Consider the following 16,166-nt stretch of genomic DNA (forward strand, 5'->3'; position numbering starts at 1 on the left):
CGCGTGACGTGACGCTATGCGAAGAGGGGCTGCCATCGACATCCTGAAAAAAGAAAAGGGCCGAAGTCGGCCCTTTTCAATATTACACGTGCAAGTCGCTTATTAGCGGCAGGAGGTCGGCAGGAAGGCCGGCGAGATCGTCGTGCCGTTCTTGCAGCTCCACGCGATCGAGCCGCCCTTGTCGTAGGCCGACAGCACGAGCACGTCGCTGGAGATCTTCGTGTTGGATTCGTTGCCGAATACGGCCGTGATCTTGCCGCCGGTCGTCGTGACGCCCGTCACGTACTTGCCGGAGATCGAGCCGGTGCCTGCAGCGAGGCCTGCCGAGGCGTTCGTGGACGGCCAGCCACCCTTGTTGTTGTAGTACTCAGCCACGGCCGTCTTGGCGCCGTCAGCCAGGTTCATGCCTTCCGACACCTGGGTGCGGATGATGTAGTTCTGGTACTGCGGGATGGCGATAGCAGCCAGGATCGCGATGATGGCGACCACGATCATCAGTTCGATGAGCGTGAAGCCCTTCTGGACGTTCTTCATGGAAATTCCTCGTTTATGGGTACAGCTAACCGAAAAAAGTGATGCCCCCTGAGCCCTAGCACCTCCCCCTTGCCGAGCAAGAGGCAGGAATGCTCCCTCACTTGCTTTGGTCAGGAACGACCAGGAAGCTCGCCGCAAGACTTGCATCTACCGTGCCATGCCTTCGCGACCGACATATTCCCTCATATTTGCCGGTGCCGGGATTGTGCAGCCTGTCACGCTTGCGAATCAACCAGAAAATTTCGCGGATTCAGTGGATTGCGACACATTTTAGTGTGACGTATTTTGACAAGTTCTGACGCTCAGCGTCACTTCCGGCAGACGGTCGGAAGGTAGCGGTTGTCCAGGGTTGAGCTGCACGTCCACCCGATGCTCCCGGCGCCGTCGATGGGAGACAGTGTGAGTGTCTTTGGCCGAAGGATGGCGTTGGCGTCGGCGTTGTCGTACGCGATCAACACGGTACCGTTCCCTTGAATGGCCACTGAAGAAACGTATTTTCCCGAGATGGACGCCCCTCCCGGCAACCCGGCGGACTGGTTGGACTTAGGAAAGTAGCCCGTATTGTGGCGAAACTCCCAGATGGCTGCCTTGGCGCCTTCGGCGGTCATCAGGCCCTCGCTTGCCTGCGATCGAATCAGGTAATCCTTGTATTGCGGAATCGCAATAGCAGCCAGGATTGCGATGATCGCAACGACAATCATCAATTCAATAAGGGTGAAACCGGCGGTACCACGCCGATGAGGCGAGCGCATGAAGTTGGATCCCCTGATAGACACGCCATGGACAAGGCACAGTTCATGCCAGCGCCGTCCCGCCCAGATTGGTGTCGCCATTTTATGTGAGCGACGTCACTCTAATGTCGGGTCTCGACCCCGTGCGAGCCATTGTCGTCCCAGTGCCCCGGCCTTCCAGAGAGCGAAGCAGGCTAAGGTGATCTCTGCGCTCCGAAAGGGGATCGAGTATCGGGGGTCGGATTGCAGCACCCCGTAGACGACAGTGATCCAGGCTACGGTAAGAGCCAGCACCACGATGCTTATCGGAGGGCGCGCCACTAACAGGGAAAGTACCAGGCCGGCGAGCGCCAGGACTGCCAAAGCATCGTTGAGGACGAAAGCGACCGCCTCGACACCCCGCCATGCCGGGCTCGTGATGAAAGGCGAGCCGTGGGTGGGATAGATGTATATACCGCCCGCCCCAAGACCCACTTCCCAGCCCCATAACAGGGCCGGCTTGCTGGCGTACCAGGCAGCATAGGCGCCCGGCGCCCTTCCCATACGCTCCGCCAGCAAGGCGATGCCGGTGCGGGGATCTGCTTGCATGGCACCGATTTCGTCGTTTATTGCCCGAGATGCCTTTATCCCAAGTGGGTCGTGCCTGGCTTCGAGCTGGGTGGCAAGGTGATACGTAGGCCATGAGCCTTGTACGAGATTGACTTCCACGCGATATAGCGATGAGAGGCTCGCCGTTACCTGGCTGTTACGAAGTGCCCACGCCCCCACGGGCAATGCCAATGCGGCGAACAGTACGATCAGTTGGCGCGTCGACATAAGACGCTTCCAGGCCAGCACCAGCGCCAACGGGAAAACGAGTGGGGTGAGAACCGAATTCGTCAGGCTCGCTGCTGCTAGCGCGAGGCCCGCGGCTGCGGCGAGGGGCATGGATTTTCGGTCCACCGATTCACGTACGAGGAGGACGAAGAGCGCCCACATCGGCGCCGTCAGATTTTCGGAAAGGATGCACGCCGATATGACCACCGAGTGAGGCCACCACGCTGTGGCCGTGGCGACGGCGAATAATAACCACGTCGGAACGACCCCGCGCATCGCCAACACGATGCAGGCCACCGTGACGCCGCCGAGGAATGCGTGGCTGAGAACGACCGCCGAGTACCAGCCCTCGTATGAATCCGATACGGCCATGAACATGGCGAGGTAAAAAGGGTATCCCGGGTCGCGGAAGGTATCCGCCGCAGGATGCGGATCGTCAATATACCCGGACGAAAACAAGTGATGATGGAGAAGGTTCCAGGCGTACCGGTAATACTCGGCCGCGCCGCCGAAGCTGGTGTGTTCCTGGAGTGGCTGATAAACCTGCGCATGCGCGGCGAAATACCAGCGCACGGAGATGGCGAGGATGGCGCCAAGACCCGCGATAAGGAAAGGAATCCAGGGAGCGTCTTTCCAGCGGCCTATCCATGGCGACCGCTGCCAACGTGTGGGCTCCGCTTCAACGACCATTCGATCCCCTCTCCCCGGACAGTGAGCGAAGGATACGCCATTCCGCGCGATCGTCAGGGGGCGGTGGGCGAGGTCGCCTTACCCATTCAGCGATAGCCCATCCAGCGAGTGCGATTTCTGCACCGCGAAAAGGGATGGAGTAGCGCGGCTCTGACTGCAGTACGCCGTAAACTAATGTGACCCAAACTACCGTTGCTGCAATGAATACGACGGTTACGGGAACCGAGCGTCGCGAGATTGCAAGCACAAATCCCCCAAGGGATAGCGCCCCGAAGACCGGGTTGAGGACGTACGCGATGAGCTTCATGACCTTGAATGCCGGCTGTGTCTCGTACGGTGAGCTGCGCGTGGGGTAGACGTAAATATCGCCTTGGCCGATGCGGATGTCCCAGCCCCACAGAAGAGTCGGCTTCGAGGCATACCAGCCCAAAAACTGCCACGGATGTTGACGGATGCGTGACCCGATGGCGGCCAAGCCGCCGTACGGGTCGGCGTGGACAAGGTCGATCTCTGCATTGATAGCAGCAAGCGCTTGCGCGGCGCCCGGATCGCCGCTTTCGAGGCGGCGGTAGGCATCGTGATAAATCGGCCAGGAACCTTGCACAAGGTTTTGCGTGGCGCGGTAAGACGAGGAGGCATCCGTTGCGAGAGTGGTGTTGCGCACGCCCCACGCGGTCAGCGGAACCACCGCGGCTATCAGCACGATGACAAGAGGCCGGATTCGCATGCAGCGCTTCCAACGAAGGGTAATGACGGCCAGTACAACGAATGGTACCAAAACGGCATTCGTGAGACCCGCGCACGCAAAAAGTAACCCTGCAAGGATGCAGCGCGAGATCGATGGCTTCCTCGCGGCGCTGCTCACCGCCAACAACGTAGCGGCCCAGATCGCAGCAGTCAGGTTTTCCGAAAGCACGTAGGCTGTGATGCTTACGCCGTGGGGCCATGCAGCAACCAGCAGAGCAAGTCCAGCTAGGAACCCTGGGCGCAACGTGCTGCGAAAGGCCAGGCACAGGCAGGCCACCGTGATGCCGCCCAACAACACCTGGCTCAACAAGACGGCTGTGTACCAGTGTTCGTATACTGGAAACGCGGCCATCCACGCGGCAAGAAATAACGGATAGCCCGGATCGCGAAAGCTATCAGCAACAGGAGCGGTGGGGCCGGGTACGGCAGAAGAGAAAATGCCGTGGTGAACCATATTCCAGGCATAACGGTAGTAGTCAACCGCGTCGCCGCGAGAGGCCGGGCTGTCGAGGGGCTGGAGTACCTGCGCGTGGGTAACGAAGTACCAGCGCAGCACGATCGCCACTATCGCGCTGAGCGTCGCCACTATCCACGCGGCACGTGAGCTGGAGGTTCCGTCCGACGCGGGCGGCGCTACCGGCGTCAGTGCATCTGCGTCGTTTGGCACGAGCTTTCATCCGGCATGGTTCGGGCCTGCGAGAGTTTCATACTTCGTTCTCTGGTCTGGCGTGTAGTGCCGCGTGCCGCTGTCGCCGGTACCGTATGGCATTGACGACGAATCCGGCCGCCAATGCGAGCTCCGCTCCCCGGAATGGTATGGAATAGCGTGAATCCGACTGGAGGGCCCCGTAGACCAGGGTGACCCAGGTTACGGTGACTGCCAGGACCAGCAGGGATGGGTCGCATCCTCTCTGCCATAGGGCGACGCCCACGCCTCCGAGCGCGAGCAGTGCGATGACATAGTTTAGGGAGAATGCGACTGCCTCCATTCCACGCCAGAACGGTTGCGTGACGTAGGGCGAATTCCTCGTTGGTGCGACATAAATGTCCCCGGCGCCCAGTCCGACCTGCCAGCCCCACAGGAGGGCGGGTTTGCTCAGATACCATGCGAGATGCGTACCCGGCGACCGGCTTATGCGTTGCCACATCATTTGCCATCCCGCGGCGGGCGAGGCGTCAAATGCGGTGATCTCATTCCCTATCGCGCGCATCGTCGCCGTTCCCGCTTCAACGTGGCGTGCGTCGAGCTGGGCGGCCATATGGTAAGTTGGCCACGAGCCCTGCACGAGGTTCATGGCAATGCGGTGTGCCGACGAGGGCCCGGTCGTGACCGATGCGTTCCGTATCGCCCATGCTCCCATCGTGATGACGACCAGAATAACGAGGATCGCGACCAGGCGGGTGGGGAGCAGGCGCTTCCACCCCAACATCGCCGCCAGGGGGAGGACCAGGGGCGCGAGTACGGAGTTCGTGAGGCCTGCCGCTGCCAGCGCCAGCGCCGCGGCGATCGTCCAGGGTAATGAATTGCGTACCGATGCCTCGCGTATCGCCAGGACGGCGGCGGCCCAGAGCGGTGCCGAAAGGTTTTCCGTGAAAACGTAGGCAGTGATGCTAACGGAATGCGGCCACAGTGCCAGGCCTGCGCCGACGAGCGTGAGCATCCACCAAGGCAGGGTGCGTCGCAGTGCCAGGATGATGCAGGCAACTGTGATCCCGCCGAGAACTACGTGCGAGAGAAGCACGCTGGCATACCATTCCTCGAACGAGCCGGTAAGCGCCATGAAAAGCGCCAGGAAGACGGGATACCCTGGATCTCGGTAGCTATCGGCTATGACCGGGTGGAGGGCTCCGCCGAAATCCTGCGAAAATACCCCGTGGTGGACAAGATTCCAGGCGTACCAGTAGTACTCCTGGGCATCGCCCCAATAACCGGCGCGATCAAGCGGTTGATATACCTGCGCGTGGGTGACGAAATACCAGCGAGCGCCGATGGCTAGCAAGGCGGAAGCGACGGCAATGACCCAGGCCATGTGGTGACGTACCCAATCCCTGGATACATTGGTTTCATCAAGCATCCGGCGATCCGGAGCGTGTGTGACGCTCGAGCATACGTTCCCCTGATTGAGCTGCGGACGGCACATTGGGCGCCGAGCGGGACGTAGCATACGGCATGCCCATCCCTGTTCCCGCGCGGTGGTGCAAAGATTTTACACCCGGCCGACTGCCGCTTTCCGTGGCTTGCGCTAGACCGGCGCTCCCCGTACCGTCCCCGCAAAGCACAATCCCAAGGGAGCACCCATGAAACCGTTACTCGCCGCGCTGGCCCTCGCGCTGGCCTCCGGCCCCGTCCTGGCCGCCGATGCCGACAGCACCGCCGCGCACCCGTTTTCCATCCGCGACCTTGTCATGATGGACCGCGTAGGCGACCCCCAGCTCTCCCCGGACGGCCACTACGCCCTGTTTTCGCTGCGTTCCACCGATTACGCCGCCAATAAGGGGGTGACCTCCCTCTACGTGATGGATCTCGACAAGCCGCCCCAGGCGGTCAAGGTGGTCGAGAAGGGCTCCTCAGCGCGCTGGGCCCCGGATGGCAAGTCCATCTATTACGTGGCCCCCAAGGACGGCACCGCCCAGATTTTCCATCGCTCCTTCGATGCAGGCCAGGGCGGCAAGGGCCTGGCCCTGACGGTTGCCACCGGCGACGCCGTCACCGACGGCCCCCTGGACGTCAACGCCTACAAGCTCTCCCCGGATGGTTCGAAGCTGCTCCTTAGCTACGACGTGTTCACCGACTGCGCCGACCTCAGCTGCACCAAGGAGCGCCTGGACGGCCGCGAGAAGGACAAGTCCACCGGCACGGTGTACGACAAGCTCTTCGTGCGCCACTGGGACACCTGGGCTGACGGCCGCCGCGCCCAGCTTTTCATCGCCGATGCCAACGCCCCCTCGCAGCCCGTGCTGCTGAGCAAGGGCATCGACGGCGACGTGCCGAGCAAGCCGTTCGGCAGCGAAGACGAGTTCACCTTCTCGCCTGACGGCAAGACCGTGTTCTTCGATGCCCGCATCGCCGGCACCACCGAGCCCTGGTCCACCAACTTCGACCTTTACAGCGTGCCCGCCGACGGCTCGGTCAACCCGGCCAACCTCACGGCCGACAACAAGGCGTGGGATGCCAACCCGCTCGTGTCGCCGGATGGCAAGACGCTGTACTACACCGCCATGAAGGACCCGGGTTCCGAAGCTGACCGTTTCGGCATCTGGGCCCTGGACCTCGCCAGCGGCAGCAAGCGCGAGATCGATCCGTCGTGGGATCGTTCCGCGGGCACCCTGCAGATCTCCGCCGACGGCAAGACCCTCTACACCACCACCGACGACAACGGCAAGCACCCGCTGTTCGCCATCGACGTCGCCACCGGCAAGGTCACCACCCTGGTCACCGACGGCAACGTCGGCGCCTTCGCCCTGGGCGACAAGAAGATCCTGCTTTCGCGTGACGACCTGAAGCGCCCGGCCGATCTGTACACGGCCGACCTGAAGGGCAAGAGCCTCAAGCAGATCACCCACTACAACGCAAAGCGCATGAAGGCCGCCCAGGTGGGTGAGCCGGAGTTCTTCACCTTCAAGGGCTGGAACAACGAGACGGTGCAGGGCTACGTCGTGAAGCCGGTGGGCTACAAGAAGGGCAAGACCTATCCGGTCGCCTTCATCATCCACGGCGGCCCGCAGGGCGCCATGACCAACAGCTGGAGCTACCGCTGGAACGCCCAGACGTATGCCGGCCAGGGCTTCGCTGTCGTCACGGTCAACTTCCACGGGTCCACCGGCTACGGCCAGGCCTTCACCGATTCCATCTCCGGTGACTGGGGCGGTAAGCCGCTGGAAGACCTGAAGGCCGGCTGGAGCGCCGCCCTGCAGAAGTACAGCTTCCTCGACGGTAACCGTGCCTGCGCCCTCGGCGCCAGCTACGGCGGCTACATGGTCTACTGGATGGCCGGTAACTGGAACCAGCCGTGGAAGTGCCTGGTCGACCACGACGGCGTGTTCGACGCCCGCGCCATGTACTACGACACCGAAGAGCTGTGGTTCGAAGAGAAGGAGAACGGCGGCACGCAGTTCGACAACCCGCAGAACTACGAGCGGTTCAACCCGATCAACCACGTGAAGGACTGGCGCGTGCCGATGCTGGTCATCCACGGCGGGAAGGACTTCCGCATCCCGGAAACCCAGGGCATGGGTGCCTTCACCGCGCTCCAGCGCCGCGGCATCCCGAGCAAGTTCCTGCACTTCCCGGATGAGAACCACTGGGTGCTCAAGCCGCAGAACAGCGTGCAGTGGCATGAAACGGTGAATGCGTGGTTGAAGGAGTGGACGGCTCCCGAGGCCAGCGCCAAGTAAGCAAAGCTGTAAAAAGAACGGCGACCAAAGGGTCGCCGTTCTCATTTCAGGGATGGGTAACAGCGCGCCTGCGTAGCGTCACCAGCGTGTGCAGCGCCACGCCAGCGAGCATCCACTCGATGCCGCGGTAGGGCACCGCGTAACGTGCATCGCATTGCAGGGCCGTGAAGATGGCGGTGATCACGCACACGGCAAGCGCACCCAGCCACAGCGCGGGGGGCCATGCGCGGCGGCGCGTCAGCAGGATGATCAAGCCCACGGTGGCAAGGCCAAGCACTAACGGTGATGCGAAGAACATGATGTCCGTGGTGACGCGCAGGATGCCGTTACCCGACAACGGCGAGTTGTACGTGGGGAACACATAGATGTCGCCCATGCCAACGCCGATGCTCCATCCCCACAGTTCGACGGGTTTACCTGCGTACCAGGACATATAGCGCCACGGCTCACTTCTCATCCGTTGAGCCAAGGCGTCCAGCCCCTGGGGAAGGTCGCGCTTGACGAGCTGATACTCTGCATCCATGCGCTGGATCGTGGAGATCGACTTGGCGTCGCCTCGCTCCAGTGACGAGCGCCAGGCATCGTGATACTCGGGCCATGAACCTTGAATCAGGTTGATGGCGATGCGATCGCCCGCCGACTGTCCTGGTGGCAGCATGGCGCCGCGAACGCCCCATGCCGCCACCGGTAGAAGTGATGCGACAAGAAGAACCGCCCATGAGCGGCGTGATGGCAGGTCCTTCCACATCGCGACCCCCGCGAAGAGCAGCACGACCGGAGCGAATGTCGCGTTGGTCAGCGTGGCGAGGCCGAGCACGATCCCGGCGATCGCGAAGAGGACAGGTCGCCGCCGGTCTGTCGCGGCCTGTGTCAGCAAGAGGCCCGCTGCGACAAGGAAACCCATAAGCGTTTCGCTCAACACGTACCCTGCCAACGTGATGGCATGAGGCCACAACGCCAGCCCAATACCGACAAAAAGGGCGATGCCCATGCCGAGCCAGCGGCGGGCGAGAACTATGTAGATCAGGACCGTCAGCGCCGCGAGGCCAGCCTGGACATCAAGTGTGGCGGAATAAAAGGCCTGATGGCGACCGAAGCCCTTGATCAGCAGCGCGAGGAACACCGGATAGCCTGGGTCCCTGAAGCTATCGGGCGTGGGTACGGCGCCGGGCGGCACCAGGGAGAAAACGTGATGATCTATGAGATTCAGCGCGTAAGCGAAATACTGCAATGTGTCACCTCGCAGTGGATGATCCACCACGGCGGTATGCACATAAGCGATTCGTACGATTAGCGCGACAAGGGCGATGGCGGCCGCCGCGAGAATCTGTCGTTTGGTCCAGGGCAATGCCGTACTCCCCGTGGTCGGGCGATGATGCCCCGTGCGGCCGAATCCATTGGATCGGACATTCGTAGCTCCCGTGTGTCGCGCGGGCAGGCGCCACTATAGCCAAATGAAGGCATGTGGGCGCGAGCCATTAGAGACATTAGGGCCATCCGTGGCTAAGATTTGCGCACCCCGCCACGTTATGCTTGGTGGCCCTGGGGTCGGGGGCAGGGGGCGAGATCGGCGGCAAAGCGAGGCGGAAGGATTCAATGGACAGGCGCGTAGGGGTAGTCATACCCAGTTATAGGGTTCGCAAACACATTCTCGGAGTCCTCGCCGCCATCGGTCCCGAGGTCGAACGGATTTACGTGGTCGACGATTGCTGCCCAGAAAACAGCGGCGATCTCGTTGAAGCGTCGTGCAATGACCCGCGCGTTAGGGTGATTCGGCACGCTTCGAATCAGGGTGTGGGCGGGGCGGTGCTGACTGGATACCGCGCGGCCATTGCTGACAACGTCGAGGTAATTGTGAAGGTGGACGGCGACGGCCAGATGGACCCGTCACTCGTGCCGCGGTTCGTGGCGCCGATTCTTGCCGGGCAGGCCGATTACACCAAAGGGAACCGATTCTTCGACCTCGAGGAAATTCATGCCATGCCCAAGGCGCGCCTCTTTGGAAATGCCGGACTGTCGATTCTTACAAAGATCTCGTCGGGGTACTGGGACCTGTTCGATCCTACCAACGGCTTTACGGCGATACATCGCGATGTCGCTTCGCACCTGCCGTTCGAGAAGATAAGTAAGCGCTATTTTTTTGAGACGGATATGCTTTTTCGCCTTGGAACGCTGCGTGCAGTTGCCGTGGACGTGCCGATGCACGCGAAGTACGCCGACGAAATAAGTAACCTCAAGATATCGGCCGTTTTTAGCGAGTTCTTGAGCAAGAATATGATCAATTTCGTTAAGCGAATATTCTACAACTACTACCTGCGTGACATGTCGCTGGCTTCATTTGAGCTTCCGTTCGGTTTGCTGTCGATTGCCTTTGGCATCATTTACGGAGCCATTCAGTGGTCTTTGTCGGAAGCCACGGGTGTTGTTGCAAGTAGCGGTACAGTGATGCTTGCAGCCATGCCGATCATTCTTGGTGTTCAGTTGGTGCTTGCCTTCATTGGCTTTGACGTTAGCTCAACGCCAAAGCGGCCAATCCACGCACAACTTAGTCGTTCTGCACTTATCAAGACATTGCCGCCGTGACCTACCTCATTGCTCTCTTTTGCGTCGTCGGGATCGCCTGCGGTCAGATTCTCTTCAAGCTTAGCGCCGCTTCGCTTCAGAAAACTGGCAGCTGGTTTGACCCGTCCACCATGGTCGTCCTTTTCGCCTCCTTCGCCCTCTATGGTGTGATGACCGTGGCATGGATCTGGGTTTTGCAGAAGGCTGACCTAGGTAAGGTTTATCCTCTGATGGCACTGGCTTTCGTCATCGTGCCTTTGGGTAGTCATCTCGTCTTCGGTGAGCGTTTTCAGCCTCAGTATTTTGTAGGTGTGGCGCTCATCATTTCGGGCATCGTCATTGCAGTGAGGTCGGCATGACGGCGTCAAACACCGTTTCACGGCCAACGGCCGGGATCTGGCCTGGAATGTTGCTTGCACTATTCGTCATTTCGGCTGTCATCGCCGCGCTAACCCCGCCATTTAGCGCGCCCGACGAATTCGACCACATCCAGCGCGCCTACATGATTGGCCAGGGGCAACTCTTGCTTCATTCCGTGCACGGTTCGCCCTCCGGTGGTGCGGTCGACACCGGTATGCTCGAATTCATGGACGTATTTGGAGCTTTACCCCATCACAAGGACCAGAAAATCTCTGCCACTGAACTGGCCCGTGCGGGCGCAATCCGCTGGGCGGGCAAAGATACGTTCGTGGCCCCCGCACCGACGGCGTATTACTTTCCCGCCTTGTACGCGCCGGAGGCCGTCGCGCTATCGGTAAGCAAGGGATTGGGTTTGTCGGTCAGCAGTTCGTACCAACTGGCGCGGCTGGCCGCGTTGGTGAGCTGCATTCTGCTCCTGTCACTTGCGTGCCGAATTTACCCGCCGCCGGCGGCGATGCTGGCGATCCTCGCGCTTCCTATGAATCTGTTCCTCGTCGCATCGCCCACGCTCGACGGCATGGCGACTTCGGTGGCTGCTCTATGCCTGGCCACATTCATGCGGCTTTCCACCGAGCGGGGTGCTGCTCCGCGATGGGTGTTTTGGACCTTCGCCGCATCGCTCTTTCTGCTGGCCACCTGCCGTGCCAACGCCGCGCCGTTTCTCCTTCTCGCCTTCGCCGTGTGGTGGTTCCTGCGTGACCGACGGAGCATGGTAGTGGCGGTCGCGCTCAGCGTGCTGGTCGTCACCTGGACGCTGTTGACCATCAGGACGACGGTCTATCCGCCTGGGCCCCACAGTATTGACCATGGGATGAGGCTCGCGTCTTATCTGATTCATCCGTTTTCATTCTTTGAAAAGCTTTACGCAACGCTTGCGAATCCCGACATGCGCGGGTTTTATTTTTCCTCATTTATCGGGACGCTTGGCTGGCTGGATACCTCACTCTCGGCCTCGACTTACGCCATTTTCGGCGTTCTTCTTCTGATTGCGGCAGCGTTTTCGTTCTCGCCGGACGACAACCGCGAGCAGCGCACTGCTCGCGTCCTCCTCGTTATTTGCGCCATTGGCATGGTCCTCATGACCTACCTTGCCATGCTGGTGCAGTGGACCGCGGGTGATTCGCCGATTATCCGGGGTGTCCAGGGGCGCTACTTCACGATTCCCGCGCTTGCTCTGGCTTTTGCCATCGGCGCCGGTAGAACCGATCGTTTCAGCGCACTGAATCGAGTTGCAATTGGTGCCGCAGCCGTCATCTTGTTGATTGCTACGTTCGTAACCCCGCAGGCATTGGCGGCGCGCTACCTCACGCAAGACATGCCAGCAGGTGACGCGCTTCGCCCCGCGCTCGTCTTGACACCGCAGCTGAGCAAGGGTGGATCGCTCGCGGTCATGTTAAGCGCGGAGCAAGCAGCACAGCCAGCAGAGCTTTCCAGCATCGATGTTGGCTTTGGAAGGGGTGGCCTAATTCCTTCCGGTAATGCAGAGCTGCGTGCGTGGACGCGCGACGGGCAGGTGACTCTACGGCCGTTTGTTCTGTCGTCCCTGGCCGACAATCAGTACTATCACTTCGCACTCGAGGGCAAGCGATATGTAGGTATGGAGATTGTTTCGAGTGATGGCGATGGGGTGGGCATCTGGAATGTTCGCCTTGGGGATGCCGTGCAGATGGCTTGCGTCGTTGCCACGGATACTTCGGGACACACGACGACGACAACGGGCTGTCCGGCCGGGGTCGCGCGGTGACAGACTGCGATATACGACCGGTGAAGTGATGGCTGCTTTGCGAGAACAAGAGGTAGCTGCCGTTTGTTCGCTATCGGCGGATGAGCGCGTTGACTACTTCATTAAGAGAGCCGTGGGTTATGAAGAGGTCTGGGGCATAAAGGAAGACGGCTGGAAACTGTCGGAGAATTCATCCGGTCTGAAGGTTTTTCAGGTGTGGCCCTTTGACGATTACGCCCAGCTTTGCTGTGTCGGCGAATGGGCGAGATGCGTGCCCGCATCAATGCCTCTTGACCTGTTCCTGGACACCTTTATTCCGAATCTGAACGAGCAGCGGATGGCTGTAGGGGTGTTTTATACGCCTACGGACGCAGGCGTGCTGATGCCGCCCTATGATCTCGCAAAGCGACTGCGAGACTACGAAGATGAGTGGTACTAGCGTCGCGAAGGTCGCCGTAGTCGGCGGCGAGAGTTCGGCTTAGTCGTGCAAGCCGCTCCGCCACGAATGCGGCGTCCTCCCCGCAACCCGCTGGAACACCGTCGTAAAGTGCGCCTGCGTCCGAAAGCCCACCTCCATCGCAATATCAATCAGCGACCGGTTTCCCTCGGCCAGCAGGTCCTTCGCCCGCTCGATGCGACACAGCTGCAGGTAATCATGCGGCTTGTGCCCTGTATCAGGGGCGTGCCGGCGGGAAGCGGGCCTGCGTAGAGTGGCTGGCCACCACGTGCGCATCGATTGGGGTCGTCGCGCTGGGGCCGTCGATCGGTGGGGATGCCCAACGCGACGCCACCACGGGCTCGCTGCTCCCGGACGGCAAGCGCGGCACGTGCCAGGCCTGCTCTTGGTGCTCCATGAGATCCTCTGGTTCGCCAGCCAAATGGGGGGCGTCGCGTAGGCGAAGTCCTACAGACCAGTCACCGCCGGTTCGCTAAAATCTGCGAATCGCTCCGCGTTTCACGCGTCGGGCATGAAGGGTATGGCTCTCAGGGGGGAGTGGCTGTGACGGGTGGCATGACGAATATGGGCATTTCGGCGTATCGCTGGCTTATCGGCGTCATTGTGTTGGCTATTGGCCTGGCGGCCGTGATGACGTATCTCGCCTCGGTAAACGCACGCGCGTGGGCGAATCTGACGGGACTCGTGAACGCCGTGCCCGTCCCTGCACGCTTCCGGGCCACGGGCTCGGATTTTCCCGATCTCACGGCGATCTACTTCTTGTGGGCCTCCCCTGTTTTCCCGGCATCGCTAGCCGCGGTCGTGACGCACTTCTGGAGGCCGGACGATGGCGATACGCGCGCGCACCGTCCCGACGACTTCGAGGTGAAGATGGGCTTCGGCAGCCTTTTCATGATCGCCTTTGGGGGTGCCACGCTGTGGGCGATGGACGGGGAAGAAGTGTTGGGCATGCCCGTCGGCACGCAGTTACCCCAGCTCCTCGTGCTCGGCTGGATCCCCTTTGCCATCGGTGGTTGCCTGATGGGGATGGGCGTTATCGGCCTGCGCCGCGTTTTTGCGCCCCTCAGCTAACTGTGAGAAATATGGACGCCAATGAACGGATACAACCACATCAGGCAGTTAGCTTGACCACAAAAATCACCTGCATAAAGTGGTGCATGGCACTGTTCGTGCTCGTGGCGCTTGTCTCCGCCTCACTTACCTATATGGCATCCAACGACCGAGCACTCTGCGAAAGGCTGCTTACCTGGGTGCGTGCAATGTCATTTGTGCCTGCGCGTCGCTGGGCAAGTGAGTCAAGCTATCAGGAGCTTTCCGAGATCTACTATTTCTTCGTCTGCCCCGCGTTCATTGCGATGTTCGTGGCCGTGTGTCTTAAGTTCGGATTCCCTGTTGTTAACAAGTTCGGTTCCGACTTCACGGCTGCCAGGCGCGTCAAATCCGGCCTGGCGTCATTGTTCCTGCTGGGACTGTCCCTGCTTTTCCTGGCAAATGAACGCGGCGGCGATATTCGCGTTTTTCACTTTGGGACTTCCTTCCAAACACTTCTGCTCTTCGGCTGGATTATCTTTGCGCTCACGGGCATTCTCTCGGCGCTGGCTATCCTTGGGCTAATTGAGTGCGTCACCTTCCGCAAGAAAGTGGTATGAATCGATAGCAGCAATGGAAGTGCTGGCCGCGGACTGAGCCGCGCATTCGCGCGGGTCACGTCACCCTAATCCCGCAACTCCACCCGCCAAGAATGCGGCGTCCTCCCCGCAAACCGCTTGAACACCGTCGTGAAGTGCGCCTGCGTGCGGAACCCCACCTCCATCGCAATATCAATCAGCGACCGGTTTCCCTCGGCCAGCAGGTCCTTCGCCCTCTCAATGCGGCATAGCTGCAGGTAATCATGCGGCTTGTGCCCCGTGGCCGCGCGGAACTTCGCGGCGAAGTGCATGGGCGACAGGCCCGCGGCGCGAGCGATATCCGCCAGGGTGATCGGCTTGTCGAGATTGGCGTGGACGTAATGGCTCACCCGGGCGAGCCGCCAGTTCTGCAGGCTGACGCGTCGCTGTGCGCCACTCCATCGGGCGCCTTCCGTGCACAGGTGGCGCAGGCGCGCGACGATCGGTTTGCCAAGGGTCTCCGCGCACCCCGCCATGCAGCCGGCTTCGTGCGTGGCAAGCAAGGCACGCGCGAGCGTTTCGATGGCCTCATCGCGATACATACCCGCCAGCGCCGGTGCCGTGGCGATCTCGCCGGGAGCGATCCCGTGCGCCGCGACGAATCCGTTATGCATGGACAGGTGCAGGGTGTCGACCGGTTCCAGGAACGCGGCGGTGATTTCCTGCCTCGGCGTGGTCACCAGGGCCGTGCCGGCGGGAAGGGGGCCTGCGTAGAGCGGCTCGCCATCCACGTGAAGAACTCCGCGGGTGGGGCGAAGAAAGATGGCCACCACATGTGCATCGGGTGGGGTCATCGCGCTGAGGCCGTCGATCGCCGGGGATACCCATCGCGATGCCACGACCGGCTCGCTGCGCCCGGCCTGCAGGCGCGGCACACGCCAGGCCAGCTCCCGGTGTACCACGGGATTCCCTGGTTCCCCTGTCGCCATGATGCGAATCGACACGGCTGCTCTCCCGATGCAGAACCGGTGACCCCCTTTGGCGCTCCGCGCACTGCCTGAATACTAGGCACCGATTCGACGTATTCGCAATATTCCGTTGGCATTAGGGGGCCGGCCAGCGCAACCCCTGCCAGCAGGCGGCGTCCAGGCGGATGGTCGGGCCGCCCGGATTGATCAGCAGGCCCCAATCCCGGGGTAAACCGGCCACCAGCCACCACAGCTCGGTCTGCCAGGGCCAGTAGCCCCGGTGCTGGGCGGCGTCCTTGCGGGCCAGGGCCTGGGTGGAGAAGACGACCAGGCAGGAGGGCCCGCGCGCCGTCGACACCAGGGGCGTCGCCACCGTCGGGTGCGTGCCGTTGATCAGGATCAGGCCTTCGCTGGCATACAGCGTGCGCTGGAAATCCTCGACGGCCACGCGGCGAGCGCGTACGTCGAGGACAGCCCGGTGAAATGCCGTCAGGGCCCGGCGTGACGATGTCATCG

16 protein-coding genes are annotated in these 16,166 nt (G+C 61.3%); 7 read left to right on the forward strand and 9 right to left on the reverse strand.

All coding sequences use genetic code 11. The features are described from left to right. Positions 1–102: 102 nt before the first annotated feature. The 5 genes from FIV34_RS06050 to FIV34_RS06070 form a co-directional block, all read right to left on the reverse strand. Positions 103–534, reverse strand: coding sequence for a pilin (locus FIV34_RS06050; RefSeq protein WP_139980656.1), 432 nt, complete (start codon positions 532–534; stop codon positions 103–105). A gap of 308 nt (positions 535–842) precedes the next feature. Beyond that, the gene (locus FIV34_RS06055) at positions 843–1,286 is read right to left on the reverse strand and encodes a pilin (protein WP_139980658.1); all 444 of its coding nucleotides are present in this window, start codon (positions 1,284–1,286) and stop codon (positions 843–845) included. A 96-nt stretch (positions 1,287–1,382) separates the two neighbouring features. Beyond that, positions 1,383–2,771 (reverse strand): hypothetical protein, encoded by a 1,389-nt coding sequence (locus FIV34_RS06060; protein ID WP_139980661.1) that lies wholly within the window; start codon positions 2,769–2,771, stop codon positions 1,383–1,385. Next, positions 2,761–4,185: a glycosyltransferase family protein gene (locus tag FIV34_RS06065; RefSeq protein WP_139980662.1), complete on the reverse strand. Its 1,425-nt coding sequence runs from the start codon at positions 4,183–4,185 to the stop codon at positions 2,761–2,763. The genes FIV34_RS06060 and FIV34_RS06065 overlap by 11 nt, the downstream gene beginning before the upstream one ends. 37 nt (positions 4,186–4,222) lie before the next feature. Next, positions 4,223–5,593: a hypothetical protein gene (locus tag FIV34_RS06070; protein ID WP_139980663.1), complete on the reverse strand. Its 1,371-nt coding sequence runs from the start codon at positions 5,591–5,593 to the stop codon at positions 4,223–4,225. 223 nt (positions 5,594–5,816) lie between these two features. Between FIV34_RS06070 and FIV34_RS06075 the strand changes: the two genes are divergently transcribed. Next, positions 5,817–7,913: a S9 family peptidase gene (locus tag FIV34_RS06075; RefSeq protein WP_139980665.1), complete on the forward strand. Its 2,097-nt coding sequence runs from the start codon at positions 5,817–5,819 to the stop codon at positions 7,911–7,913. A gap of 46 nt (positions 7,914–7,959) precedes the next feature. Here FIV34_RS06075 and FIV34_RS06080 read toward each other — a convergent pair whose 3' ends face one another. Continuing rightward, on the reverse strand, positions 7,960–9,261 hold the full coding sequence (locus FIV34_RS06080) for an ArnT family glycosyltransferase (RefSeq protein WP_139980667.1): 1,302 nt from the start codon (positions 9,259–9,261) through the stop codon (positions 7,960–7,962). Positions 9,262–9,509: 248 nt separating this feature from the next. On the opposite strand from FIV34_RS06080, the gene FIV34_RS06085 reads away from it, so the two are divergent. Genes FIV34_RS06085 through FIV34_RS06100 form a run of 4 tightly spaced genes read left to right on the forward strand, consistent with a single transcriptional unit; the run spans position 9,510 to position 13,057 of the window. Then, positions 9,510–10,496 carry a glycosyltransferase family 2 protein gene (locus FIV34_RS06085; RefSeq protein ID WP_139980670.1) on the forward strand — a complete coding sequence of 329 codons (987 nt, stop codon included), beginning with the start codon at positions 9,510–9,512 and terminating at the stop codon, positions 10,494–10,496. Next, on the forward strand, positions 10,493–10,834 hold the full coding sequence (locus tag FIV34_RS06090) for an EamA family transporter (RefSeq protein ID WP_139980672.1): 342 nt from the start codon (positions 10,493–10,495) through the stop codon (positions 10,832–10,834). The genes FIV34_RS06085 and FIV34_RS06090 overlap by 4 nt, the downstream gene beginning before the upstream one ends. A 47-nt stretch (positions 10,835–10,881) precedes the next feature. Then, a complete protein-coding gene (locus FIV34_RS06095) occupies positions 10,882–12,639 on the forward strand; it encodes a DUF2142 domain-containing protein (RefSeq protein WP_170207524.1) in 1,758 nt (585 codons plus the stop codon). 28 nt (positions 12,640–12,667) lie between these two features. Continuing rightward, positions 12,668–13,057 (forward strand): DUF2750 domain-containing protein, encoded by a 390-nt coding sequence (locus tag FIV34_RS06100; protein WP_170207525.1) that lies wholly within the window; start codon positions 12,668–12,670, stop codon positions 13,055–13,057. Between the two features lie 39 nt (positions 13,058–13,096). On the opposite strand, the gene FIV34_RS21475 is transcribed toward FIV34_RS06100, so the two are convergent. Further along, on the reverse strand, positions 13,097–13,351 hold the full coding sequence (locus tag FIV34_RS21475) for a helix-turn-helix transcriptional regulator (RefSeq protein WP_139980678.1): 255 nt from the start codon (positions 13,349–13,351) through the stop codon (positions 13,097–13,099). A 279-nt stretch (positions 13,352–13,630) separates the two neighbouring features. Here FIV34_RS21475 and FIV34_RS06110 point away from each other — a divergent pair, with 279 nt between their 5' ends. Together FIV34_RS06110 and FIV34_RS06115 are read left to right on the forward strand one after the other, a co-directional pair. Beyond that, entirely contained in the window at positions 13,631–14,146 is a 516-nt protein-coding gene (locus FIV34_RS06110; RefSeq protein ID WP_139980680.1) for a hypothetical protein, read from the forward strand. A gap of 86 nt (positions 14,147–14,232) precedes the next feature. After that, positions 14,233–14,724: a hypothetical protein gene (locus FIV34_RS06115; protein ID WP_139980682.1), complete on the forward strand. Its 492-nt coding sequence runs from the start codon at positions 14,233–14,235 to the stop codon at positions 14,722–14,724. 65 nt (positions 14,725–14,789) lie between these two features. On the opposite strand, the gene FIV34_RS06120 is transcribed toward FIV34_RS06115, so the two are convergent. Continuing rightward, a complete protein-coding gene (locus FIV34_RS06120; RefSeq protein ID WP_139980684.1) occupies positions 14,790–15,686 on the reverse strand; it encodes a helix-turn-helix transcriptional regulator in 897 nt (298 codons plus the stop codon). A 100-nt stretch (positions 15,687–15,786) separates the two neighbouring features. After that, positions 15,787–16,164 carry a hypothetical protein gene (locus tag FIV34_RS06125; protein ID WP_139980686.1) on the reverse strand — a complete coding sequence of 126 codons (378 nt, stop codon included), beginning with the start codon at positions 16,162–16,164 and terminating at the stop codon, positions 15,787–15,789. Positions 16,165–16,166: the final 2 nt, after the last annotated feature.

The sequence above is a fragment of the Luteibacter pinisoli genome (genome assembly GCF_006385595.1).
Taxonomy (GTDB): Bacteria; Pseudomonadota; Gammaproteobacteria; order Xanthomonadales; family Rhodanobacteraceae; genus Luteibacter; species Luteibacter pinisoli.